The organism is Paenibacillus sp. LjRoot153 (assembly GCF_964253085.1).
Taxonomy (GTDB): domain Bacteria; phylum Bacillota; class Bacilli; order Paenibacillales; family NBRC-103111; genus Paenibacillus_E.
Genome location: NZ_CAXUQH020000001.1, coordinates 2230776 through 2254996, shown reverse-complemented (window position 1 = coordinate 2254996; position 24221 = coordinate 2230776). Strand labels below are relative to the sequence as shown.

Here is a 24221-nt window from a genome sequence, read left to right as displayed (position 1 = left end):
GTTCTGATTTTACAACTAAAATACACCTAACCTACCGAATCGTTGCACTTGCCACTAATTTAGTTTACGCCGAATACGTTGCATGTGCAACTAATATTTAGCTGATTTTTTAACCCTTATAGCGCGGAGGGGTGGGCGATTTGGGCACATTTAGCGGCTGTAAGCGTGCTTTTCACCGTTACAGCGAGAGAAGCTAGTGATTTTGGCGCTTTCTGCAGCTGTAAGCGTGTTTTTCACCGTTGCAGCGCGAGGAGCAGGTGATTTTGGCACTTTCTGCAGCTGTAAGCGTGTTTTTCACCGTTACAGCGCACGCCATACAAAAAAAAGGAGGCGCAAGTCGAAACTTGCACCTCCCTTTTCAGAAATAGCGCCTAACGCCGCTTCGTTCTGCGCTTCTTATAGAAATCTCACGCAAACCGGGCGCGATACCGCTACGGTTTGTTCTGTTTCTTGCAGCATCCCTGTCTCCGCATCCCTGCGGAAGACAACGATGCTGTTCGAGCCCTGATTCGCCGCAAGCAGGAACTCGTCCTGCGGCGAAAGCGCGAAGTTCCGCGGCGTCCGCCCCCGCGTCGACTGCCAACCCACGACCGACAGCGTGCCGCTGTCTCGGTCAACCCCATAAACCGCGATACTGTCGTGTCCGCGGTTAGAAGCATACAAGAAACGGCCATCCTCTGCGAGGTGGATGTCCGCGCAGTAGCTGACACCGCCGAAGTCCTCCGGCAGTGTCGACAAGTTCTGGACCGCGGCCATGCGGCCCGCGTCCGCCTCATAAGACAACACGGTGACCGTGTTGTCCAGCTCATTGATCGCGTACACATACGTGCTGTCCGTGTTAAACACCACATGCCGCGGGCCTGCGCCCGGCTTCACCCCTGCTCCGCCATGAGGCAGCAGGTCGCCGCTATCTGAGTCAATGCGGCTAACAACCAGCCGATCCAAGCCTAGATCGGCCGATACAGCAAAGCGATTGTCCGGGGATGGGACAATCGAGTGCGCGTGCGGCGCTTCTTGGCGATCCGCTTGCGGTCCAAGCTCGCCTTCATGCTTGATCAGTTGCGTGTGTTCACCCAAACCGCCGCCCGCTTCTACGGGAAATACGGTTACATCACCGCTTAAGTAATTCGCCACATACACCCTGCGGCCGTTGGCATCCAAGCTAATGTAGCAAGGCGCAGAGCCATCTGCCGGCTGTTGATTGATTTTGCTCAATCTTCCCGTCCCTGCTTCAATCGCATAAGCAGCTGTGGAGCCTCCGAACCGTCCCTCATATGTCACCGTTTCACTCACAGCGTACAAGACGGTTTTATCCTTGTTCACCGCTAGAAACGAAGCATTCGGCAAATCGCTGTACGTTTCAATCAGCGTCAATTCACCATTTTGCCCATTAAAGCTATATAAAGAAATGCCAACTGGATGCTGATCATCCGTGTATGAACCAACATACACAAACGCCTTTGACTTTTCTCTTGTATTTTCATTTTCATTTGCATCACTAATTGCAGTTTCACGCTCATTTCCCATCCCCAACTCTGCCTCCCATTTCCCCCTAAAAGTTATCTTCACCATGCCTTCGTTTCCCAAATGCCGTCACACACATCGAGATGATCGCTCCATATAGTGCAAGCTCCATATCATGCTGAGCGTCCCAAGGATCTCCTTGTGCACCAACGAATAAAGTACCGATCTCAGGTGCTACGATCATGGCGACCCACATTTCGATAAGCTCATAGAACGCGCCCATAGCCAAAACGATAACACACGTCATCACATAAATCCATCTTCTACCAAGTGTTGTCCAAGCCCTCAAACCTTCATAAATGGGATAGGCGCAAAGTAACCCAAAACTCAAATGAACAAGCCGATCGAAATGATCCCGCTCAGACACAAATATAAGCCTTAACCAGGGATCGAACCACGTCCCATTGTAAGAAAAGTGAGCCCCTACACTATGCAATAACAGAAAACTGGCAAGCAATCCATACGTTAGATTTGAAAATATAAAAACCCTATACGTAGCGATGAATCCAACTAATGCTGCCCATGTCAAAAGATTTTCTAACACCCAATCCCCACGACTATGCGGCGCAATCGCCAACCATCCCCACACACCCAGCCACACGACTAGAATCATATGCAGTATCCAATTTGTTTGAAAAGGTTTCTTATCTGCTTTACTTAGCATCTGCTCAGCCCCCTTATCGTCTCTACAGACTTAGAGTACCGTGCTGGCATGCCTTCCATAAGTACTAACTTTTTCTAGTACCAAGCCAGAGACTTGTTCATTTAGTTGAATATACCTTTCATGTATAGGCTTCGAAACTCACTTGGTGTCATGCCTTCATGTTCCTGAAATCGCTGATTGAAATAGCTCGCAGACGTATACCCCGCTTCACCAGCGATATCCTTGATCGGCCAATTTTCTTTCTCAATTAAACGCTGCTTGGCGAATTGAATTCGGCAAAGTGTGATAAACGACAACGGCGTCATCGATGTAGCTTTTCGAAATATTTTGCAAAAATAGTACGTACTCACGCCTGTAAGCTCAGCCCACTCCTCGAGATTGAACGGCTCGCAGGCTCTACGCTGCATCTCTGGAAGCAAGGCTAGTATCCGATCCACCGATTCCGTCCCTCGATTAACCGTTAACGGCGTGGCATAGCTCATGAATTCGCTTATAATCATATAATTCAGCGTGCTTAAATGCGTAGGCCGCAAAATTTGGTAAGCCTCCGCTTCTAAAAGCAGCTCATTGAAAGCTTTCTCTAGCTCAGCACTTCTTTTTAGCGTCCATAGATTGCGTAGAAACCCTTTCTCCAATAGAAACTCCTTAATATGATTCCCGTAAAAATGAACCCATCGAATATCCCATGGATCATCCTTGGAGCTGTAATAACGCTGCTCTTGATACGGTGGAAATAAGAATGCATCCCCCTTTTGCAACGTATATAGCTGCCCTTCGATCTCGACATAACCTTTACCTGAGATGATGAAATGCAAGCTATAAGTTGTCCACAAGCCTTCTGGACGCGCTACTTCGTGATTGGGCTCATTGCTGTACCAACCTATGGATTCAGGAAATATGAAATAGGTGGAGTGTTGAAGGGTAGGTAGCATAACATGCCTATGCATCATAATTAGACCTCATCTCTAATGACAATATTACGATAGTCGATTCAATATATTGTTATATTCATTTTAAATAACTCATTTTATAATAGCAATATAACGTTACACATTCCGCAAGAAAAAGGAGAAATACAAGTATGACTAAACTACGTTGGGGAATTTTAGGCTGCGCGGGTATTGCAATCCGTGCCTGTATCCCGGGGATTCAGCAATCGCAAACGGGTGTTGTAAGCGCAATCGCAAGCCGTAATTTAGAAAAATCTCAAGAGGTAGCCGCCAGGCTTGATATCCCGAAAGCTTATGGAAGCTATGAAGAATTGATTGAGGATCCAGAGATTGATGCGATCTACATCCCACTTCCAAACCATTTACATAAAGAATGGACGATTCGCGCAGCGCAGGCAGGAAAGCATGTACTGTGTGAGAAACCTGCTGCACTGACGGCAGCTGAAGTTGGGGAAATGGTTACCGCTAGTGAAGAAGCTGGTGTACTGTTCGCTGAAGCTTTCATGTACCGCCATCACCCTCGTTACGAGCGTGTGAAGGAAATCATGCAATCTGGCGAAATCGGAGATATTCGCGGTATTCACGGTACATTTACATTCAGTAATCCAAATGATAGCAAAAATGTACGTTTCGTCCGTGAATGGGGCGGCGGCTCAGTCTATGATGTTGGCTGTTACCCGCTAAGTGCGGCTAGATTTCTGCTAGAACGTGAGCCTGAGGCTGTTACCACACATGCGTTCTTCTCACCTGAACATGATAACGTCGATATGATGATGTCCGGACTTGTAGAATTCAGTGGCAATGTAGCCCTCACGTTCGATTGCGGGATGTGGGCATCGTTCCGAAATACACTTGAGATTCTAGGTTCCAAAGGACGCATTGTGATTCCATCGGCGTTTGTAACACCAACGGAAGAATCTGGTCATTTCCAAGTTTTTGTTGGGAACGAACAGCGCGAAGAAAAAGTTCCTTTCCTTAACCAATACGCCCTGCAGGTTGACGATATGGCCTATGCAACCTGGGGTGAAAAAGCGCAGCGTTTCCCTGCAAATGATGCCATTCTAAATTTGAAGGTTATCGATGCTTGCTTGAAATCCGCAACAGAACGCGCTCGCGTTCAGCTTTAATATTACAAAACGAGAGGCAGGAGAACATAGATGAAGCATATTCAGATTAAAGGATTAGATAAACCGGTATCCAAGTTGGTGATGGGATCTGACTTTTTCAGACTAGACAACCCACAAGAGGTTAGTGAAATTCTCCATCATTATTTGGCTATTGGCGGGAACACGATTGATTCCGCTCATATTTATTGTGGTGGGCAAAGCGAGCAAGCGATTGGTATTTGGTTGGAGGAAACGGGTAAAAGAGAAGAAATGGTGCTATTCACCAAAGGCGCACATCATGATCAAAACGGACCTCGCGTGAATCCCGAAGCTATCCGCCAGGATCTAATGACAAGTCTGGAGCGATTGCGTACAGACTACATCGATTTGTACGGTCTGCATCGTGATGACCCCGCAACACCTGTTGGCGTCATTGTCGAAGCATTGAATGAGCATCTGGAAGCTGGCCGTATTCGTGCCTTCGGCGGATCCAACTGGACGCATCAGCGTTTGCAAGAAGCGAATGAATATGCTGCTCAGCATGGCCTCGTTGGCTTTAGCTTCAGCTCACCCAACCTCAGTCTCGCTAAGCCGAATGAACCTTTCTGGGCTGGCTGTGTATCAGCAGATGAGGAGGCCTTGCGCTGGTACGAAGAGAAGCAGTTTCCACTGCTGTCGTGGTCTTCGCAGGCGCGCGGTTTCTTCACAGGCCGGTTCTCGCCGGAAATCCGTGATAACGCTGATCTCGTTCGCGTATTTTATAGCGACGAGAACTGGACGCGGTTGCAGCGTGCTCAGCAGCTCGCACAAGAAAAAGGCGTGAGCGCGATCCAGATCGCCCTCGCCTATGTGATAAGCCAGCCGTTTCCGGCGTGTGCGCTGATCGGACCACGCAGCGAGGCTGAGATGGTCTCCTGCCGCGATGGCGCAGAGCTAGTGCTGACGGCGCAGGAGCTAGCCTGGCTTGATTTGACTGGAGCTACGGTGTAGCTTCAGGGGTATGGATGTGTTCGCAAGATTGCGAACTCTCGATCGAAAGGGGACACCGATGTCGGTGTCCCCTTTTTCTTACAAAAAGAAAACCGAAATCCAAAATCAATCGTTACCTTTATTAGCATACATACGAAGGAGTTGGAACGATTTGAACAAATGGATGCAAGTAAGCCTTTGTGGGATGATCATCCTCGCAGCTTCCGGGTGCAGCGGAAAAGAAGCCAGTCCAGCGGCCATCTCGCCTGCCGCTGCTTCGGCCACGCCGTCACCTGTAGCGACAACGACAGCAGCAACGCCGACTCCACAGGTGTCGGCGACAGTAACGCCTCTGGCAACGGCAGCACCTGCCGCTACGGCAAGCCCAGTGGCAGCAGCCAGCGCAACGCCGCAACCACAAGCATCTGCGACGCCATCGGCGAAGCCGACACCGGTACCAACCCCAGCGCCTGCTAGCGCGACGCCAGCCCCTACTGCTGCACCTACGCCTGCGCCTTCTGTCAAGCCGCAGGAGACGACGGTAAGCAGCTCAAGCGCGAAGGCCGAGCTGCTATATAAGGACAACTGCTTGGTATGCCATGGCGTAGGCTTGGCAGGGGATTACGGTCCGAACCTAACGAAAGTAGGTTCGCGTAGAACGAAGGAGCAGATCGTCACGCAAATCATGAACGGCAAGGTCGAGATGCCGCCATTCAAAGACAAGTTAAAGCCCGACGACATCGAAACCTTAGCCAATTGGCTTTCGAGCATGAAGTGATGGTTAGTTTCTAGGTTTGGAGGGTTCGTGATTCACAAATTCGGTTAACTGGAATAACCTTACTCCGCCGCCCTAAACAAATTAGATGGATTTTCTGTAGTTATTATTGCTTTTTCTCTTTAATTGGGAACATTAGATGGATTTCCTACATTTAATTTCTGCTAAAATCTACCATACAGCCAATCTTGCTCAAATTTGCTGCTGTACTTTTTCCATCTATTCACAAAATCCAAGAAAAATCAGTACTATTAGCTGTACATTTTGCATTTATTTGACAACTAGCTACTCAAACTCAATTGGCCACACTAATTTCTACTTCTCCATCCACAGCTCAACTCGTATCTAGCATGTCATCCATCAGGCAGGACAAACGAAAACAGGCCTCCTTTTTCAGAAAGGAAGCCTGCTTTTTTCTTTATGTTACGTAGAACCTAGCACCTTTTTCCCTCGCGGTTGACTGCCATTCGCATCCGGCTCCAATGTGACGCCAATGGAGTCAATTATCAATTCTTTTGCATGAACATCATAGGACAATACACCTACACCGTTATTATCCACAAGAAGCGTCCCGCAGTTATACTTCTTGCCGTTATGATTCAACCAGACCTGATACGTCCAATCCCCTTGTGTTTCATTCAGTCCAGATAGATTGACCACTACTTTATTAAGATCCCCATGCTTCACGACCCAAGCCGTTCCTGAAGCCGATGGCATCGACGTGTCCGCTGATTTCAACACATACGTATTGACGACCTCAGATGGCTTATCTAGCAACTCACTTGCCGATTCTTTGGGGGACGGGAGCGGATTGTAATTCCACACAATGCCTACGACGATACCGAGTACGATTACTGCGGTTAATCCATAGATCCATGTAAAAGATCGACGCTTCTTGTGTTCTTCTGGTTCCATTGTAGCAATAGACTTCATCACTTGCTGCTTTAAATCCGGCGGAACTTCCAATTCTTCCATGTGGAAAGGTAGTGTAAACCAGACGGATTGCAATTCTGGCAGCTCTTCTCTGCATGAGTCACAGGTACGCAGATGCCGTTCGAAAGAAGCACGTTCCCATTCCGTACATTCGCCTGTTAAATAATTAATGAGATAGCTGCAGTCAATAGGTTCTTGTCCTTTCATACGTCACCCTCCCCTCGTGATGTCAAATGCTTACGAAGTATTTTTAAGCATTGATGTAGTCGGCTCTTTACGGTGCCTACTGGTTCATTCTTTTGGGATGCAATCTCACTTAACGAATAGCCTTCCCAATACATCATTTCGATCAATTCAATCTGATTCGTTGACAAATGCACATAGGCTTGTTGAATTTGTTCAACCGTCGACTTACGGGATAAGACCGACTCTGGAGTCGCTTCCCCCGAAACAAGTGCATGCTCCCACTCACGAGGCTCAAATTGAATGACTTGGTTGTGTTTACGATTTTTGCGTAAATAATCAATCGTAATATTGCGTGTGATCGTAATGATCCAATTGACGAATACGCCTTTGCTGGCATCATAGCCCTTGCCTGTTGTCCACAGACGCGTAAACACCAATTGTACGATTTCTCTAGCTTCCTGCTCATTCTTCATGGATTTCATAGCAAACGAGTATACAAGCTTAGCATAACGATCATAGAGCTCTTCCAAAGCAGAATGCTCTTTCGCCATAATTAGCTTCATAAGCTCCCCATCTGTTCGATTTCGCATAGCTTGGCTCTCCCCGAGTGAAATTGATGTCAATTAACTCTTACATTACCATATTTTCAGCTCGTATAGACAAAAACTCCAACCTTTCCGCATCAAGCAGAAGGTTGAAGTTCACAGTTACAGCTTTTCTGTTGCCTGTTACCTGATTTCAGTTTTCGTTGGGTCTAGTACGAACCACACCTTGCCTACATTTTGTCCAGTTGTATCCCCAGGGTTTTTATCTTTAATCCAATAGTACAATGGCCAACCTTTATATGTGTTTTGCTTTATTCCGTCAGTTCGAGTGAATTCGCCAAATTCACTTGCATTTAAATCACTCGACACAGTCAGATTCGCATCATAGAAAATCGGCCAGTTCACAATACATTGACCAACACAGGAGTTCACATCGGCTTTATCTTTTGTAAACAAGTACAGCGCCATGCCATTTGCATCGACCAAATACGTGCCAAGTTGATCAGATTTGCTTGTTTTCACCGAACTATTGACGGCTTTCGTACCGCTGAAAGTTACTGGATCAACAAGAAACCATACATTACCCACATTTTGTCCCGTCGTGTCACCCATCTTCTTATCGTCTACCCAGTAGTATAAAGGAAAACCTTTGTAGGTCGTTTGCTTCTTCCCATCCGCACGAATGATCGTTCCAAAATCAGCCGAGTTCATTCCTGTAGGTGCAGCAATGTGATCGGCATAGTATAAAGGCCATTTCTCCAAGCATTTTCCGGCGCAGTTGCTGACGCCTTTCGTATCTTTGTCGTAATAATAAAGTGACATGCCCAACGCATCCGTCAAATAGTTGCCAAGGTCGGCTTTGGTCCCTACTGCAATCCCAGCTGCCGGCTTAATGACATACCAAAGTTTACCAACCGCATCGCCTTTCGTATCCCCTGCCGCTTGATCCATAGCATAATAGTATAAAGGCCACCCTTTGTACATCACTTGCTGCTTACCGTCTTTACGCATGAACACACTAAAATCGGCTGCGTGAAAGCCTGCAGGCACCATCAGTTTATCATCGAAATAAACGGGCCATTTCGCTAAGCAAGCATCTACACAAGAATTCAGATCCCCTGCATCTTTTGTAAAATAGTAGAGTGTCATTCCCTTGGAATCAGCCAGATAGCTTCCTAGCGTATCGTTTTTCTTTAATTGTAATGATTTGTATGTAAGTTCTTCCAGCATATTCGCTGCAAGGATACCCTTCTCGGATAACACAGTTGCGAGTGTTTTGTCAGTGCCTTTCAATGACGCGCGCAAGGCTTCAATTGTCGCAGTTGCCACATTCATGTTGACGACTTGCTGTACACTTGCGATTTTGGATAAACCCTTCTGCTCAGCAAAAGCAAGTGTCTGGGCGAACTCAAAATCTGTTCCTTGCTTGTAACCGACGGCTTCCAATAACACCTTGTAATAAGCCTGAGCTGTGATGCCAGACAAGGGATCAAATTGGTCTCCGCCCGTGCCTTGCCAACCTAGCTCAGGGTGCGCTTTGAGGTAACCAAGAACCGCTTGGCCCTCTTTATAGACAAGACTCGCATCCTTAAAATTATTCATCCCACTGTAAGCTAATGCCTCAGTCTCCAGCCCTTTTAAACGTAGAAACATAATCGCTGCTTGAAATCTCGTTGTAGACTTATTTAGATATTCAGTCGTAAGTCCGCTGCCGTCTCCTTGTAAGATACCCAGATCGCCTGCCACATCTGTCTCCGATTTCACATGCATTTGCTCAGCTGCAATCGCAGTCAAAGCGGTCAGACCCATGACAACACCTAGAAGTACAAAAGCTGAAATGACTAATTTCTTCAAATATCTCATACCCGTACACGCCTCCTTAGTTGGGGTGAAGCAAACTCAACTTCTGGTTGAATGCTTTTCCTAATAAGGTAACGAAGCGGCATTGGTATCGGTTTGTACTTCTTCATAAATTAATCAAAAAGATTGAATGAAACAACATTTGATCCGATGGACGACCTTCCTTCGCCATGATAAGATATAAGGAAGCGTTATTTTTGGCAAAATAAGCATATTAACATAGAATCGTTACTTAGCTTTCCAGAGGGAAAGCTGTTAGGAGGCACCATGGGAAAGACCGATGTTCGCCGAGATGCCATCATGCATGCAATCAAAGATAAAGGCTCCATTGCCTTGACGGATATTGTGAAGCAATTCAATGTCTCTGAAGCAACTGCACGACGAGATCTAGAAATTCTCGAGCAAGAGAAACGCTGTATCCGCACCTTTGGCGGGGCAGTGCTTGAGAGCTTGAAAGTGGAAGTCCCCTTCTTTAATAAAATGGACCTCTACACCGATGAAAAGAAAGAAATCGCCGACAAAGCCCTTCGTTACATCGAAGATGGCGATATTATCGGGCTAACAGGTGGTACAACAACGACCTTCATCGCCAAAAAGCTGAACCAATTCAAAAACTTAACCGTCATTACGAATGCCGTGAATATTGCCTACGAGCTCATCGGCACGCCGGGGCTGCAGCTGATTCTAACTGGTGGTGTGATTCGCACACAAACCTTTGAGCTATCAGGTCCGCTGGCGAATGCCACACTCGACAATCTCAGTATCCGCAAAACATTCATGGGCTGCGATGGCATTTCCCTCTCCCGCGGCATGATGATCTACAATGAGCTTGAAGCAGAGACGAATCGCCGTATGATGAAGCAATCTATGGAAACATATCTCGTGGCGGATCATTCCAAGTTTAGCCGAAGCTCTTTGTTTGTTATTGGCGAGGTACAGGAAGCTGTTGGCATCATTAGCGACTCCGCCATTACACCTGAAATGAAGTTGGCGTTCAAAGAATCCGGAACACCATTTCTTTAAAAACAAAAAGCGATATCGCTGGCCATCAAAGCCCAGAGATATCGCTTTTTTCATTCTTTTATTTCAGTTCACTGCTCGGCTGTGGAATTGGAGCAGACTTCATTTTCAAAGACGGCACCATAATACCAACACCGATAACAAAGAGCAACGCCGATGTGAGGTAGATCGATTCAAGTGAGAAAGACGCTTTAATCGTCCCCGCCAGACTCATCGTAATGACCATGGACCCCATAAAGAGCGGCGTTAGAATACCATTCACGCGCCCAACGAAAGATTCCTCGGTATTCCCTAGAATCAACGTACTAATTCCGATCTGGATAGCTGGCATCACAAGACCTGAGATAAACTGCATTAGAAGTGCCAACCACACTAAATGTGTAACACCTAGCATAGCAAAAGTGACTGCGCTGACCGCCATACCGATGGTGAGCATCGCTTGTGGGGATATTTTTTTGGCAAAGGCCATCGTTACACCACCGCCTACAATCATAGCAGCCCCATTCGCCGCCATGAACCACTGCAAGCTCGACTTCTCTAAGCCCAATTGCTCAGTTACTAGAAAAATGCCAAGTGGGCTTATCAACCCAATCGCTAGACCAGCAACGGCAAAACAACCGCCAAGGATGACTAGCATACGGTTCCTCAACACATATCGGAAGCCTTGACCCATTTCCGTGAAAATATGCGTAGTGCGCGGCTCCGATGTATCTTCTTTCATATCTTTAGGCAGGAATGTAAGAACCAAAGCTGACAACAGGAAACATGCTCCCATGATCGCCACGGCCGTTTCGATTCCGAAACGATAATAGATGAATGAGCCCAGCATTGGCCCCAAAATCATGAAAATCGCCATCATCGATTGAAACATCGACATCCCTAATTGCATTTGTGAAGCAGGGACATGTACTTTAAATAGCTTCATGTTGGAAGGTTGGGAGAATTGGGAGAGAATCGAGGATACCAAGGTAGCAAAGAAGATCGCTTTCCAAGATCCCATATACAACGTGATCAAAATAACAAACACAGAAGCTGCGCTAAGTAAATCACACCACACCATCGTCAGCTTTGGCCTCCAGCGATCGGCGAATGCCCCGCCAATGAAGGAGAAGATAAATATCGGAGCAAACTCCGCTACGGAGATTAATGATAGTGAGTAAGGATCATTATTCGTCATGTCCGTCACATAAAGCAGAATTGCAAAGTTACGTATCCAAATTCCGATTTGAAGCAAAATGCCTGAAATCATAATTGTTTGAACGAATCGATTGGTAAAAAAAGATCGCATCGTTGGCTCAGATAGAGCGTTTGCTTGACTCATTTGAAAAAAAACACCCCTTTATAATTAGATCGCTTGTGAAATGCGTGAAATGTGCGCATTGTTCCTACGTAACGGGAAACGAAAAGTTTCACAAGCCTTTCTGATTTTACTAAGAGATGATGAAAGTTACTAGATATAAATTCTGTATATTTATTTTCCCCTAGTCCTGTCTCCATCCAATCGGGTATTGCTCCGATAAGGTCACAGGTAACCGCCCAACAGCTTCTTCACGCCCAAGCAACACATTAGCAAGAGAAACCATCGCTAGCGGTCGATTCTCATAGCAGGCATAGTACGTTTTCACTTCAGGGAACTCAAGCAAGTCATACGGATTACGTCCTGCCGCGACGATTAGATGCAGCCCATCCAATTTTGCCAAAGCTCTGACCAACGCGGTTTGACCTACGGAGAAGGTCGCATTGTAGGTGACGATAACGACTTGCTCAGCATTTTCACAAACCTTGATCATCTCTGCAATATCCTCATAACTTGGTTGGAGCCCTAAGTAAACTTCACGAACCGGCTCCCCAGTCAACTCGGACAACACGCTGCCTAGAGTTCCCTCACGATCAACAACCTCATCGATTTCCGTCCCCGATTGGACTTCTGTCCAGATCACGCAAGTTTTATCGTTAATTTGAAGGTTCTTACCAACTTCATCCTTTACCTTCGTGATGCTTTTACGACTCAGTTCTTTTGCTAGCTCCTGATGCTCTGGTGTCGAGATCGGCCCCTCCGGAAGCGGAGTTAGTGTATCAAAACGTATTTCACGCTTATATTTGTACGTCATAATACGTAGAACAGACTCATCAATGCGCGCTTCAGCAATTCGACCGCTTTCCACTGCTGCAACGACCGCTTCTATAGCTGCAATCTGACGCTCCCATGCATGACTAACCAACAGAATATCCGCGCCCGCTTCTAATGCGCGAACTGCACCTTCCGCTACGCCAACCCCTTCAGAAATCGCCTTCATCTCTAAGCAATCCGTCACGATAAGTCCTTTGAAGCCAAGCTTACCGCGCAGTAATTCCGTCAGTATCTTATACGATAACGTCGAAGGTACACTACTGTCTTCCAACGCTTTAAAGACCACATGTGCGGACATAATCGCATCTACGCCGCCTTCAATCGCCTTGATGAACGGGGCTAGCTCCAGCTCCATCAATCGCTCCATGCTATGCGGAACCACAGGTAAATCATGATGCGAGTCCGCCGTGGTATCCCCATGTCCAGGGAAATGCTTCACCGTTGCGATTACACCCATGTCTTGCAAGCCTTTAACAGCGTGAGTGCCCATATCACTGACAATTGCTGCCGTCTCACCATAAGAACGGACACCAATTACGGGGTTTAGCGGGTTATTATTAATGTCTAAACAAGGAGCTAAGTTCATATTTACGCCCATTTGACGAAGCTCTTTGCCCATCACTTTCGCGCTGGCATAAACGCCAGATGGTGCAAAGGCAGCACCCAACGCCATATTCCCGGGCAGTAACGTTGCTCCTTTTTCAACCCGTGAAACCATTCCACCTTCTTGATCCACCGAAATAAACAACGGCTGACCGCCACTTTTGAGGGAGATGTCTTGCAAATCGGCAGACAGTTGAGCAAGCTGATGAGCGTCCATCACATTACGACGGAAATAAATGACGCCGCCAATCCCGTACTCCTCGATTAATCGTGTAATATGAGGATTCGGTTCCAGTGCGTCAAATCCACAAGCGAATAATTGGCCAACCTTTTGCCGTAAAGTGAGTGGCTTATAGTTCGAATTTCCTGCTGATGACATGTATGTACACGCTCCTTGAGAGTTTATTTAGGCTTTGATATTTTCTATGATGCCTCTCTGTAGAAGGAGATACATCACAACAACCGGAATTATACTGATCATGATCGCCGCGCATAGCGAACCATAGTTCATATTTAATTGGTCATAGAAGGCTACCATACTCACGGGGAGCGTCCTCAGCTTCTCTTTGGTCAGAAATAAATTAGCCATAATAAATTCATTCCAGCTCGTTAGAAAGTTCAACATGAATACAGTAAACAGGGACGGAAGGGAAATCGGGACGATGACACGACACAATAACCCGTAAATGGAGAGCCCATCCATGATACCTGCTTCTTCCAATTCATTCGGGATAGAGGTCAGGAAGCTGCTTACCATAAATACGGTCCAAGGCAAACCTAATGTCACATAAGGCAGAATTAAAGCTAGCGGTGTGTTATACAGATGCAAGCTCCTTAGCAGCATATACAAAGGGACCAGCAAGGAAGCTGCAGGCACAAGCAGGGCCAAGATCAGAACCCTTTTCAGAACAAGACTTAGCCTTGGAAAAGACATTCGAGTTAGCGCATAAGCGGTCGCAGTTCCTAGCGCTAGTGAAACGATAGCTGAAACCGTCGAATTGATCACACTATTCATAAAATAATGGCCAACATGTGCGCCAGTCCAAGCATTCCAATAATTCGATAACGAAAGCTCTGTTGGAAAGGACCATGGCTCTGTAATAATTTCTTTATTTGTTTTGAAGGACGAATTCAGCATCCAACCTAATGGAAATAAAATCAACCCGATGTAGATCATCAATACCGCATGTGGGAAAACACGACGCAGGAGGCTTCCTCTCACACTCGCACCTCCTCCTGTTTTCTTGTGAACCAGCCGAATACAGACGTTAATATAGCCGTAAAGAGGAGGATCAGCACCGCGATACTGTTAGCGTAGCCATATTCGCCGATACGATAGGCTTTTTTGATCATATAGGATGCCATAACTTCCGTTATGCCATAGGGATTTCCGCCCGTCATGACAACCACAATGTCCATGGCTTTCATGCCACCCGTAATAGATAAGAGCATCATAACCACGATGACGGGTCTAAGCAGCGGCAAAATGATCGACCAAGCTTGCCGGATGCTTCCTGCGCCATCCATTTGAGCGGCTTCCACCAGATGCTTCGGAATCGCGTAGATCGCAGTTACCACGAGTACCACATAGAACCCCATCCATTGCCAAGCGTTTGTGATCAAAATGGCGAGCATCGCTGTCGCCCCATCTGCCAGCCAAGCATGCTGCCAGCTCGACAAACCGACAGCTTCTAATACTTGATTAAGCAGCCCCGCCTGTGGATGATAAATAAATTCCCAGAGCACACCTACAACCGCAGTCGATAAAATCGTTGGAAGGAAAATCAAGGCTTTATATAACCCGATCCAACGCTTTATTTTACTCACAAGTAATGCGATAGCTAATATAATGGGAATTTGAATCCCGATGGAAAAGGCAATGAAGTACATATTATTCCGCACGGCAATCCAGAAATAGGGATCTCGAAAAGCAGCTGCGAAATTGTCCAGCCCATTAAATGTTGCCGGGGAGATGCCGTTCCACTCCGTAAAACCGTAACGCAGCGACATCAGCATTGGATAAATGAAAAAAATCGCAAATAGAAGCAGCGTCGGCAAAGTAAAGAGCGTGTACGCCCATGCATTTCTTCCCATTTTGTTCATATGTCATCCTACTACTATTTGGAATGGGTTTCTTCTTTGTTCGAAGCGTCTTGCTGCTTCTGTAATTCTGTCATTAGTGTGGCCGGATCTGTTCGCCCGCCAAGCAACTCCTGCATCCCGCGTTCAAGCTTTTCGCGAACCTTCGTTTGAATGCGGGAATCGAAGGCTGGGAAGGTTCCTTTACTATTGGCAAACACTTGCAATATTTCCGTAATCAATGGATTCACTTGACTCGTATCCTGCAGCTTCATCGCCGGTGGCATGCCCTCTTCAACGAGCTGCCTCTTCTGCATGGATTCTGTATACATTTGCTTAATAAATTCTTTGATTGCCTGCAATTGTTCTGGGGTCACCTTTTGGGAGAAGCCATAGGCATTGGACCAGCCGCCATTAATATACCCGTCACCAGGCCCACCCATGGAAGGGAAGTTCATGAAGCCGACATCACGAGCAATGACTGATTTCTCAGGATCAAGAAGCGGTGTGTTCGCCCAGCTGCCATCAAACATGAAAGCTGCGTTTCCACTGCTGAACGTATTTTGCTGCTCGGCATAAGCAAGTGCTAAACTGCCATCTTGAAAATAGTCTTTCTGAATGAGCGTTTTATACTGTTCAAAAGCTTTCAATACCTCTGGGTCCGTCCAATGCTTGCTCCCATTCAGGAAGCCCTCGATCGAATCCGCGCCTGCCGTGCGCACCCACATCGTATTAATCATCATATTAATAACCCACGAGTCCTTTGCCGCCATGGCAAAAGGGGTGATTTTGGCAGCTTTCAGCTTCTCTGCTGCGGCTACCAGCTCGTCCCAGGTTTGGGGCAGCTTGATTCCCTGCTCGGTCAAAATCTTTTTGTTATAGTACAGGCCTTCCACATAGCCTGCCATCGGAATCCCATAGATTTTTCCATTCACCGTAAACTCTTCGAAGCTATAGAACTTATCTGTTAACCCAAGCTCTTGCAGGATAGGGGTAAGGTCCAGCAGTCGATTTGCCTTCACATAATCCTTCGTATCCGTCCCTCCGAACAGGTCGAATATTTCTGGCGGATTACCTGCAGCCATTTCTGCTCGCAGCTTTTCGAAACGATTCACCTTATCCTCCACACCATCTAACGTAATCGTCAACCCTGGCACTTTGGCTTCAGTCGCTTTGACAACTTCCTGCAGCATCGCGAGTCGTTTCTTCTGCGTATCCTTCACCTGTGTATGCCGAATCGTTAGTAGAATGGGTGCATGCTGGACGCCTTTACCACTAGACGCATCACGCCCTGGATCCGTTTTATCCGAAAAAATACTGCATGCCGACAACATGAACGTGAGAGCCATGACACCTGCGCTCCAAATCAGTGTTCGTTTTCTCATCCACTCGGTTCTCCTTTAAGCTTACCATTTAAGTATAATTGAACCCCTATACGTACTAAAGACAGATAAATTCCTAATCTAGGGGCAAATTCCTCTAGTTCCCTTCCTTTCGCTTATCACGATACTCGGAAGGAATTTCGCCAGTAAACTTCTGAAATACCTTGGTAAAATAGCGCCGTTCGATATAGCCCACGCATTTCCCAATATCCGTAATGCTTTTGTCACTGTGAAGCAACAAGGATTTCGCCTGCTCCATCCGATGCTTCGTGACATGCTCCACAAAGGTTTCCCCAAAGTGTTGTTTAAATAACAAACTGAAATAGCTCGAGCTAATACCTAAGGAGCTGGCTATATCCTCAATGCCAAAATCCGTTGAATAATGCGTTCGGATATACTCCTTGGCAGCAGCCATGAGGAGTTCACTATTTTTCTTTTTATTCGTACCTTCGAGCCCGTTCGATACAAGTTGTACCATTACCTGCAGCAAATGCGGGATACTTTCGCTTTTATCCAGCTCACGCCAAATCTGTTCTTCTTCCTGATTATCGAGGGCATTCATTTCACGCAGCTCTCGCAGCACATGCAAAATCAAATAGTGCAGCATCTGATACGCGCGAGCAAACGATCCTTCCGACAGACCTTCCAGCAATAATTTAAGACGATCCAGCCCATCCTCGGTCTTCGGACGATTCAGCTGCTTCATCCCCGTAACGATCTCCTCTACCAAAAACCAAAGCGAACTATTCGCGTCCGAAGATTCTTTGACCTCTTTGTAAGGAAGCACAGATTGCTGCTTATCTAAATTCAACTGCATAAATCTCTGCAGCTTTCGATACGTATTCCCTAGCTGTTGCAAACCTACTGGCCCTGGAAAGTAGCCCACGCTAATCCCCAGCCTCACAGATTGACTTACATTTCGTTGCAGCTTAGCAGCCAACTCACGCAATTTCATATCTACGGAAGTAGGGTCTGCCTCCTCCCACGCCATGAGCAGAGACCATTCCCCTTCACGCATCTGAAGAACTGTGAACTGTGATTTTTCGTCTGCCAAAGAATCCTGTAGGACATTCCGCACAGCGAAGTTCCACAGCTTACGTTCTTGTTCGGTCCACAGCAATGATTTCTGAGAATAATTATCCACATCGATAATGGCGAATACATATCGCAGTGTCTCTAGATCCCCCTGATCAATGGGAAGCTGAGTACTCGCCGTAATATCGGAATAGTCCATCATGATATCCTGCAAAATCTTCTCGTAGGCCAAACTTCTGATTTTCCCCCACTTGAGGAGTTCTTCCTGTTGATTCTGTTTCTTCGCTCGAATTTCGCCGGCAAGCTTACGAATCGAATTCTCAAGCTCTTCGTAATTGATCGGCTTTAAAATATAATCACTAACCCCCACCCGCAGGAGTGAGCGCACATAGTCGAAGTCCTGATACCCCGTCACCATCAGCACCGTGCAGTCTTCATTGATTTCCCGAAGCTTATGGATAAACGTAATTCCGTCCATTTGCGGCATCCGAATATCACTCATCACGATGTCCGGGATATGCTGAACACAGAGCTCCAAGGCCTCCAACCCATTTTTGGCTTTGCCTACAATATCGATTTCAAGCTCTTCCCACGGAATGACCGCTTGCAAATTACGTAAAATGTTAGGCTCATCATCTGCCAAAATCGCTTTTAACCTCACCCTACATCCCTCTTTCTTTTCGGAATAACAACCTTCATCGTCGTACCTTGACCTTCTTGTGAACAAATAAACATCCCGTAGTGCTCTCCATATTGAATCCGAACGCGATCGGCAACATTACTTACACCAAGGCCTCTACGCTCTTCATTCGATTCCAGAATTTCACGAAATGGCGTCTCCATCTCGGTTTTATAATGGAATTTCGCTAGCTTTTCGTTACTAATACCAACGCCGTTATCCGTTACATATAGCCCAATACGATCCCCTTCGTCCACAACCTTCACCGAAATTAGTCCCATATAATCAATCGGTTCAAAGCCATGCTGTAAGCTGTTCTCGACCAAAGGCTGCAACGTCATCTTCAAAATCTCCTCATGGAGCAGTTCCGGAGGCGCCTCAATGGTATATTGAAACTGATCCTCAAAGCGGAACTCCTGAATTTCCAAATAGCTGCGCAAATGCTCAAGCTCCTGCTTTAATGTAATCTCTTCCCGGTTCTCCATCCCGATTCTCAGCAAATTCCCAAGCCGGATCACCATCTGGCTGACTTTCTTCCCTTGGTTTTGGATGGCTAGTACATTGATGGACTCGAGTGTATTAAAAAGAAAATGAGGCTTAATCTGCGCTTGCAGCAGCATGAGCTCGGCCTTGTTCTTGCGATCCTGCTGGCGCTTCACCTCTTCGAGCAGATCCTCGACCCTTACAACCAGACTATTAAATCCTCTCGCTAGCGCTGTGGTTTCATCCTTTCCGCTCACTTCCAAACGGGTAGTCAGATCACCACGCTCCACCTTTTTCATAGAGGACAGCATGCGAAGAATCAGTTGAATAATACGCCTTACGAAGACAAGGTTATACACCAGGGCAAAGAACAAACAAATAAACGTAATGCCTGCCACCAGCTTCATAATCGTCTCGATTTCTCCAGCGACATACTTCCATGACGTGATCGATACGACACTCCAATCCTGAACCCCCATCCCATTAATATTCAAATGATAGAGGGATATTAGACTTTTTTCATTTTGAAAATCGGCCTTGAAACTGTAATTGTTGAATCCAAGATCCAATTTACCCTGGGTTAATTGCAGGACATTCGCCCCTTCTAAGCTTTGTTTATTATCGTAAAAAATAAGACCATTTTTGTTGATCAGCAGATATCGTTTGGAACTTTGCTCGCTCGTATTGAAGGATTTGAATATCTGATCCAGCTCATTAAATTTAAATTTCAACAGCATATAGCCGAGATTATCCATCGTCCAAAAATCCTTCACCATTCGCGCTTGATAGAATTCACCGCGGCCTGAACCAAACTCCTTGAACTCGGAGGGTCCAATCCAGAGTGGACTGCCATTCAGCTCCTGGATGTGCTGGAAGGCCATGCTTTGCTGAATCGTTTGCCAGGGAATCGAGCTTCCGCTCGTTCGTCCAGCGCTAAAGGATTTGCCGCTATTGTTGTAAATGACGACGGATTGAACAGGCGAGTAGGTAAGAATCGAGCCGCGAAGCAGCGTATCAAATGTATTCAAATCATACGAGGAAAGGGGATCCGCATTCGTTTTCGCAGCATCAATCGTACGATAGATGCCTTGAATGCTATCTTTGACCATCCAGAAATCGGAGAAATAGTTCGCTTCCTTGAACATGTAGTAAATATTACGGGAGATCGCTTGCAGCGTGACTTCTGTTAAATCCCCATATTTTTTCTCAATTAGCTGCTGGGAGACCGTGTACACCGCTGACCCTAGGACGAATAAGGGGATGATGATGAATAGTAAAAAACCGATAAATACTTTCTTGTTCAGATTCATCGCTGCACTGCTCTCCTTCAAGATAGACTAGGACATCGGACTCGTTCAAACACTTCAGTTCGGGCAACCTTCAATGAAACTTCAATGAGACTTCAAGTGCTGGAGTCAAATAATTCAGTCGAGCAAACTTCAAGCGTTGGAGCCAAAGACTTCAGTCGAACAAACTTCAAGCGCTGGGGTCAAACACTGCTACGCTCCCAAGACTCGAATCTCGGGCTCGACGCTGATATGTACATTGCCTCGCAAGGCTTTGCTAATCATGCAGGTTTTTTCCGCACGGAAGGCCGCTTTGCTTATTTTATCCAGTTGAGCTTCGGTCATATGTGGTGGCACAGAAATACGAGGACGATGTACGATCGCATTTGCTTTCATCGTTGGTCGGTTCTGGACGTAGATGTGGGAATGGAGTTCAAGGGATACGATGCCTTCTCTTGCGAGCAGCGTGCCCAGTGTAATTATGTAACAAGTTGCCGCGGCGCCGAGCAGCATTTCTTCCGGGTTCGTTCCCACACCGGGTCCGTCAAATTCGCTTGGTACGGAAATTGATGTCTGGAAGCCATCTGCTTGGAGGTGACCGGTCCCATCTAGACCGCCTGTCCATGTGGCCTTAAGTTCAAAAACTTGCTCTGGCATGGGAAGTGCGCCTCTTTTCTTTATGTCATAAGCGCGGTAATAGCGCCCAGGTATCGGGTACAAAGACCCTAGCCATCTTTAACAAACCTTTGGTTGATTTGATTTTATTGTAAAGGAAGAGCGCAGGATTCACCAGCCAAGAACAACATAAAAAATCGTTCCCGCACCTGATCAGCACGAAAACGATTATCTAAACTTCAATTGATCTCTATGAAATTGCGTAATTCATGTGTTGGAATCAAAACAATGAAAGCCCTACCTCTCTTCCATCCTTGCGGCTCCAATGACCGCGCCAGTGCGAATTGCGTTACAAACACTTACTGCCGAAACACTTACGTTGCCTCGGGTTTACCATAAATGAGCTGATGGACTGCGCATTGGGAGAAAAACAAACAAGGAGAGGGGATTACTTTCTTCTCGCTAATCGTTCGTGTGGGGTAAATGAGGCTAAATATGAAGTGTTTATATGGTTTCATTTCAATCAACTTTAATATTATATAACAATAGTACAAGCGTGTCAATACGATGGTGATATACGGAAAGTGTGTGCTACAATATAGAAATAGTTGGACGTAAAGCATACGCCGCTTTTCTAATTTCAGCCTTGGCTGATATAGAGAAGCGGCTTTATTTATTTCAAGGAGGCATCCACATGAAAGTTGAATTTGAAGTTGCACATGACAGCTTTATCGCTTACCACGCGTCTACTCGAAAAGGTGACTCTCTTCGCAGATTGTTGGATGGCCACAGTCATGCTGAGAAATTATTTCTTTTGCAGGTTTGGTGGCCGGCATTTAAAAGCTTTGTCGATCTTCATCCCGAATTTGAAGTGAAAGACTTCCGAGATGGAACCCGATTCCTTGATTTTGCTTTTATCAAACATACACTCAAACTTGCTATCGAAATCGATGGTTTCACAACCCACGCCTCGCAAATTAGCCGCTCCCAATTCTCGGATCACCTCATTCGTCAGAACCACCTTATCATTGATGGCTGGAAAATCCTCCGTTTCTCCTACGACGATATCAAAGATCGCCCACGCATGTGCCAACAAGTCTTACAACAATTTATGGGCCGCTATCTGGGCATGTATGATGGCTCAGTCAAATTGATGAGCTACGTGGAGAAGGAAGTCTTGCGTTATGCGATTACCAGTGAAAATCCCCTTACAACTCAAGATGTATGCCAAGTACTCACTATCGAAGCTCAGAAAGCACGACAACTTCTCAAGGTCATGCATGAGAAAAACATGCTTGAACCCGCAGGAAAAGGGACACAACGGATCAGATGCTACCGCCCTACAGCTGAAATACTTCAGCAAATGATGGGATAGTGCGAAGAGATACGGCGGGTTCGACTCGTTCAGCTCCAATAGTGATGTTTTTCATCACTAACTTCATGATTTGCGGCTGATTTGCCTCGCTCCACCTACTTTAGTGATGTTTTACATCACTTACTGCATCAATTACGGCAGATTCGACTCGATCCGGCTTCTATAGTGATGTTTTTCATTACAAAAACCCGCAGGCACACACGCCCGCGGGTTCACTCTACACCTTAAATTTCTGCAGCGAAATTTGCAATTCTTCCGCCAGTCCAGCCAATGACTTGGCAGAATTCTCAATTTCCTCCGTGGTAGACATTTGCTGCTGACTCGCAGCCGATGTCTCTTGGCTGACGGAAATCCCCGTCTCCGAAACGGAGCTCACAATGCGCATCACTTGCTCGATGCGCAAGTTCGCATCTACGAGCTGGTGGATGTTCCGGTTCACATCTTCCACTTTCGTATTCACCTTCTCGACCGAAGTCTCGATATGTACGAACGATTCCTGCGCTTCCTCCGATATCGTCAATCCCTCTTGCACTTTCCCTGCACCAGTATGCATGGAACTTACTGCTTGATTGATCTGTCTTTGGATCGTCGACACCAGATCCGTAATGTTACGTGCAGAAGTGGACGACTGCTCCGCAAGTTTACGTACTTCCCCAGCAACGACCGCGAAGCCACGCCCAGCTTCCCCCGCACGTGCTGCTTCAATCGCTGCGTTCAAGGAAAGCAGATTCGTCTGTGTCGAAATCTCATTAATAACATTGACGATTTCACCAATTTTGTGTGCATTTTTACCCAATGCTTCGATAACTACATTAACATCACGAACCGCGTCCGAAATCTCAGACATTTGCCCCGCGATCGAAACCACCGATTGCTTACCATGCTGAGCGGCCTGCGTCGCTTGATTCACCAGCGCAGCAACCACTTGTGCAGACTCATCAATTTGCTTCGTACTAGTCAGCATAAGACCAACTGCCTCATTCGCTTGTGTCACTCCAGCAAATTGCTTATCGAAATCTTCCGACAACTGCTGACTGGACGTTGCAACCTGTTTCGCTGCTAGAGAGCTTTGCTCTGAGCTAGCAAGAAGCTCTTGAGAACTCGCTGAAAGCGTTAAAGCATTATCTGAGATTTGCATAACTAAGCTGCGTAAGCTTCCCGTCATGACATTAAAGGAATTCGTTAATTTACCGACCTCATCCTCATAAGGGTAGTCCCCTTTAACGGACAGATCTCCACCTGCTGCCTTTTCCATGTTTTCTTGGAGTTTGCGAATAGGCGTAGAAATGATCATATTCAGCGCCAAAGCGCCCATAGTCATCACAACAATCGCAATAATGATCGTAAGTATAATGACCCAATGCGAGGTTGCGGAATCCGAACTACTGGATTTTTGGAATTGTTCAGCTGCAGATTCTTTGAGCCCGACGAGCTTATCCAATGCTTCTACCGTTTTATCACCTTGTGGAGATACTTCATTATTGTAAACCTGATAAGCAACTTGATTATTTTGCGTCGCTTGATCCATAGTTTTAGTGACGAATTCACGGTATTTCAGATTCATCTCCTCGAAGCTTTTGAAAGCCCCAGCCTCTTCCTCATTGAGCGCAATCCCTGCAATTTTTGTAACTAATTCTTTATTCGTACCTGAGTTCTCATCCAACTTGGCTTTGAGCTTGGCCTTATATTTCACATCCGTGGATAGCATCATCTCTAGCAAATTAGATTCGGTTTCATTGAAATTTGTTTTTAGTTGATTAATCCATTTGACAGATAGCAGACTTTCCTCGTACATTCTAGTAGAGTTGCTAGACATCTTGTCCATATAATGATAGCCCGTGATACCCACAATTAATAAAAATAAGATAGCAATCGCATTCATGAACAGCAATTTAAAACGAAGTTTCAGATTACGAAGGATGGACAGGTTGACGTTGAGCTTTCCTGTGCTATGCATGCTGTTCAATTTCGATTCGAATTTCAAAGTTACCCATTCTCCCCCCGAGTGTAAATCATAAAGC

General features: G+C 46.2%; 20 protein-coding genes. 5 read left to right on the top strand and 15 right to left on the bottom strand.

The window, feature by feature from the left end:
* Window positions 1–396 precede the first annotated feature (396 nt).
* From ACSQ8P_RS09935 to ACSQ8P_RS09925, 3 genes are all read right to left on the bottom strand, one after another.
* Window positions 397–1527, bottom strand: a complete 1131-nt coding sequence (locus ACSQ8P_RS09935) for a lactonase family protein (RefSeq protein WP_436235017.1) — start codon at window positions 1525–1527, stop codon at window positions 397–399.
* Between the two features lie 25 nt (window positions 1528–1552).
* Entirely contained in the window at window positions 1553–2188 is a 636-nt protein-coding gene (locus ACSQ8P_RS09930; protein ID WP_436235016.1) for a DUF2238 domain-containing protein, read from the bottom strand.
* Window positions 2189–2289: 101 nt separating this feature from the next.
* A complete protein-coding gene (locus ACSQ8P_RS09925) occupies window positions 2290–3138 on the bottom strand; it encodes an AraC family transcriptional regulator (protein WP_436235015.1) in 849 nt (282 codons plus the stop codon).
* Window positions 3139–3269: 131 nt separating this feature from the next.
* On the opposite strand from ACSQ8P_RS09925, the gene ACSQ8P_RS09920 reads away from it, so the two are divergent.
* The 3 genes from ACSQ8P_RS09920 to ACSQ8P_RS09910 all read left to right on the top strand — a co-directional run bounded on the left by ACSQ8P_RS09920 (window position 3270) and on the right by ACSQ8P_RS09910 (window position 5991).
* Window positions 3270–4265, top strand: a complete 996-nt coding sequence (locus ACSQ8P_RS09920; RefSeq protein ID WP_436235014.1) for a Gfo/Idh/MocA family protein — start codon at window positions 3270–3272, stop codon at window positions 4263–4265.
* Window positions 4266–4295: 30 nt separating this feature from the next.
* Complete coding sequence (locus ACSQ8P_RS09915; protein WP_436235013.1) at window positions 4296–5234, top strand: aldo/keto reductase; 939 nt, start codon at window positions 4296–4298, stop codon at window positions 5232–5234.
* Window positions 5235–5385: 151 nt separating this feature from the next.
* Window positions 5386–5991 carry a c-type cytochrome gene (locus ACSQ8P_RS09910; protein WP_436235012.1) on the top strand — a complete coding sequence of 202 codons (606 nt, stop codon included), beginning with the start codon at window positions 5386–5388 and terminating at the stop codon, window positions 5989–5991.
* A gap of 420 nt (window positions 5992–6411) precedes the next feature.
* Here the strand turns inward: ACSQ8P_RS09910 and ACSQ8P_RS09905 are convergent, their stop codons facing one another.
* The 3 genes from ACSQ8P_RS09905 to ACSQ8P_RS09895 all read right to left on the bottom strand — a co-directional run bounded on the left by ACSQ8P_RS09905 (window position 6412) and on the right by ACSQ8P_RS09895 (window position 9515).
* On the bottom strand, window positions 6412–7128 hold the full coding sequence (locus ACSQ8P_RS09905; protein WP_436235011.1) for an anti-sigma factor domain-containing protein: 717 nt from the start codon (window positions 7126–7128) through the stop codon (window positions 6412–6414).
* The gene (locus ACSQ8P_RS09900; protein WP_436235010.1) at window positions 7125–7697 is read right to left on the bottom strand and encodes a sigma-70 family RNA polymerase sigma factor; all 573 of its coding nucleotides are present in this window, start codon (window positions 7695–7697) and stop codon (window positions 7125–7127) included. The genes ACSQ8P_RS09905 and ACSQ8P_RS09900 overlap by 4 nt, the downstream gene beginning before the upstream one ends.
* A gap of 138 nt (window positions 7698–7835) precedes the next feature.
* Window positions 7836–9515 (bottom strand): hypothetical protein, encoded by a 1680-nt coding sequence (locus ACSQ8P_RS09895; protein WP_436235009.1) that lies wholly within the window; start codon window positions 9513–9515, stop codon window positions 7836–7838.
* Between the two features lie 264 nt (window positions 9516–9779).
* Here ACSQ8P_RS09895 and ACSQ8P_RS09890 point away from each other — a divergent pair, with 264 nt between their 5' ends.
* Window positions 9780–10535 (top strand): DeoR/GlpR family DNA-binding transcription regulator, encoded by a 756-nt coding sequence (locus ACSQ8P_RS09890; protein WP_436235008.1) that lies wholly within the window; start codon window positions 9780–9782, stop codon window positions 10533–10535.
* A gap of 58 nt (window positions 10536–10593) precedes the next feature.
* Here the strand turns inward: ACSQ8P_RS09890 and ACSQ8P_RS09885 are convergent, their stop codons facing one another.
* The 8 genes from ACSQ8P_RS09885 to ACSQ8P_RS09850 form a co-directional block, all read right to left on the bottom strand.
* Window positions 10594–11853 carry an MFS transporter gene (locus ACSQ8P_RS09885; RefSeq protein WP_436235007.1) on the bottom strand — a complete coding sequence of 420 codons (1260 nt, stop codon included), beginning with the start codon at window positions 11851–11853 and terminating at the stop codon, window positions 10594–10596.
* A gap of 160 nt (window positions 11854–12013) precedes the next feature.
* Entirely contained in the window at window positions 12014–13645 is a 1632-nt protein-coding gene (nagZ, locus tag ACSQ8P_RS09880) for a beta-N-acetylhexosaminidase (protein WP_436235006.1), read from the bottom strand.
* A gap of 27 nt (window positions 13646–13672) precedes the next feature.
* Entirely contained in the window at window positions 13673–14488 is an 816-nt protein-coding gene (locus ACSQ8P_RS09875) for a carbohydrate ABC transporter permease (RefSeq protein WP_436235005.1), read from the bottom strand.
* Complete coding sequence (locus ACSQ8P_RS09870) at window positions 14485–15369, bottom strand: carbohydrate ABC transporter permease (RefSeq protein ID WP_436235004.1); 885 nt, start codon at window positions 15367–15369, stop codon at window positions 14485–14487. The genes ACSQ8P_RS09875 and ACSQ8P_RS09870 overlap by 4 nt, the downstream gene beginning before the upstream one ends.
* A gap of 14 nt (window positions 15370–15383) precedes the next feature.
* Window positions 15384–16730 (bottom strand): extracellular solute-binding protein, encoded by a 1347-nt coding sequence (locus ACSQ8P_RS09865; RefSeq protein WP_436235003.1) that lies wholly within the window; start codon window positions 16728–16730, stop codon window positions 15384–15386.
* Window positions 16731–16824: 94 nt separating this feature from the next.
* Complete coding sequence (locus ACSQ8P_RS09860) at window positions 16825–18423, bottom strand: response regulator transcription factor (RefSeq protein ID WP_436235002.1); 1599 nt, start codon at window positions 18421–18423, stop codon at window positions 16825–16827.
* On the bottom strand, window positions 18420–20234 hold the full coding sequence (locus tag ACSQ8P_RS09855) for a sensor histidine kinase (RefSeq protein ID WP_436235001.1): 1815 nt from the start codon (window positions 20232–20234) through the stop codon (window positions 18420–18422). Before ACSQ8P_RS09855 ends, ACSQ8P_RS09860 begins: the two co-directional genes overlap by 4 nt.
* A gap of 189 nt (window positions 20235–20423) precedes the next feature.
* The gene (locus tag ACSQ8P_RS09850) at window positions 20424–20867 is read right to left on the bottom strand and encodes an OsmC family protein (protein WP_436235000.1); all 444 of its coding nucleotides are present in this window, start codon (window positions 20865–20867) and stop codon (window positions 20424–20426) included.
* A 652-nt stretch (window positions 20868–21519) separates the two neighbouring features.
* Between ACSQ8P_RS09850 and ACSQ8P_RS09845 the strand changes: the two genes are divergently transcribed.
* Entirely contained in the window at window positions 21520–22200 is a 681-nt protein-coding gene (locus ACSQ8P_RS09845; RefSeq protein ID WP_436234999.1) for a DUF559 domain-containing protein, read from the top strand.
* Window positions 22201–22417: 217 nt separating this feature from the next.
* Here the strand turns inward: ACSQ8P_RS09845 and ACSQ8P_RS09840 are convergent, their stop codons facing one another.
* Window positions 22418–24184 carry a methyl-accepting chemotaxis protein gene (locus ACSQ8P_RS09840; RefSeq protein ID WP_436234998.1) on the bottom strand — a complete coding sequence of 589 codons (1767 nt, stop codon included), beginning with the start codon at window positions 24182–24184 and terminating at the stop codon, window positions 22418–22420.
* Window positions 24185–24221 lie beyond the last annotated feature (37 nt).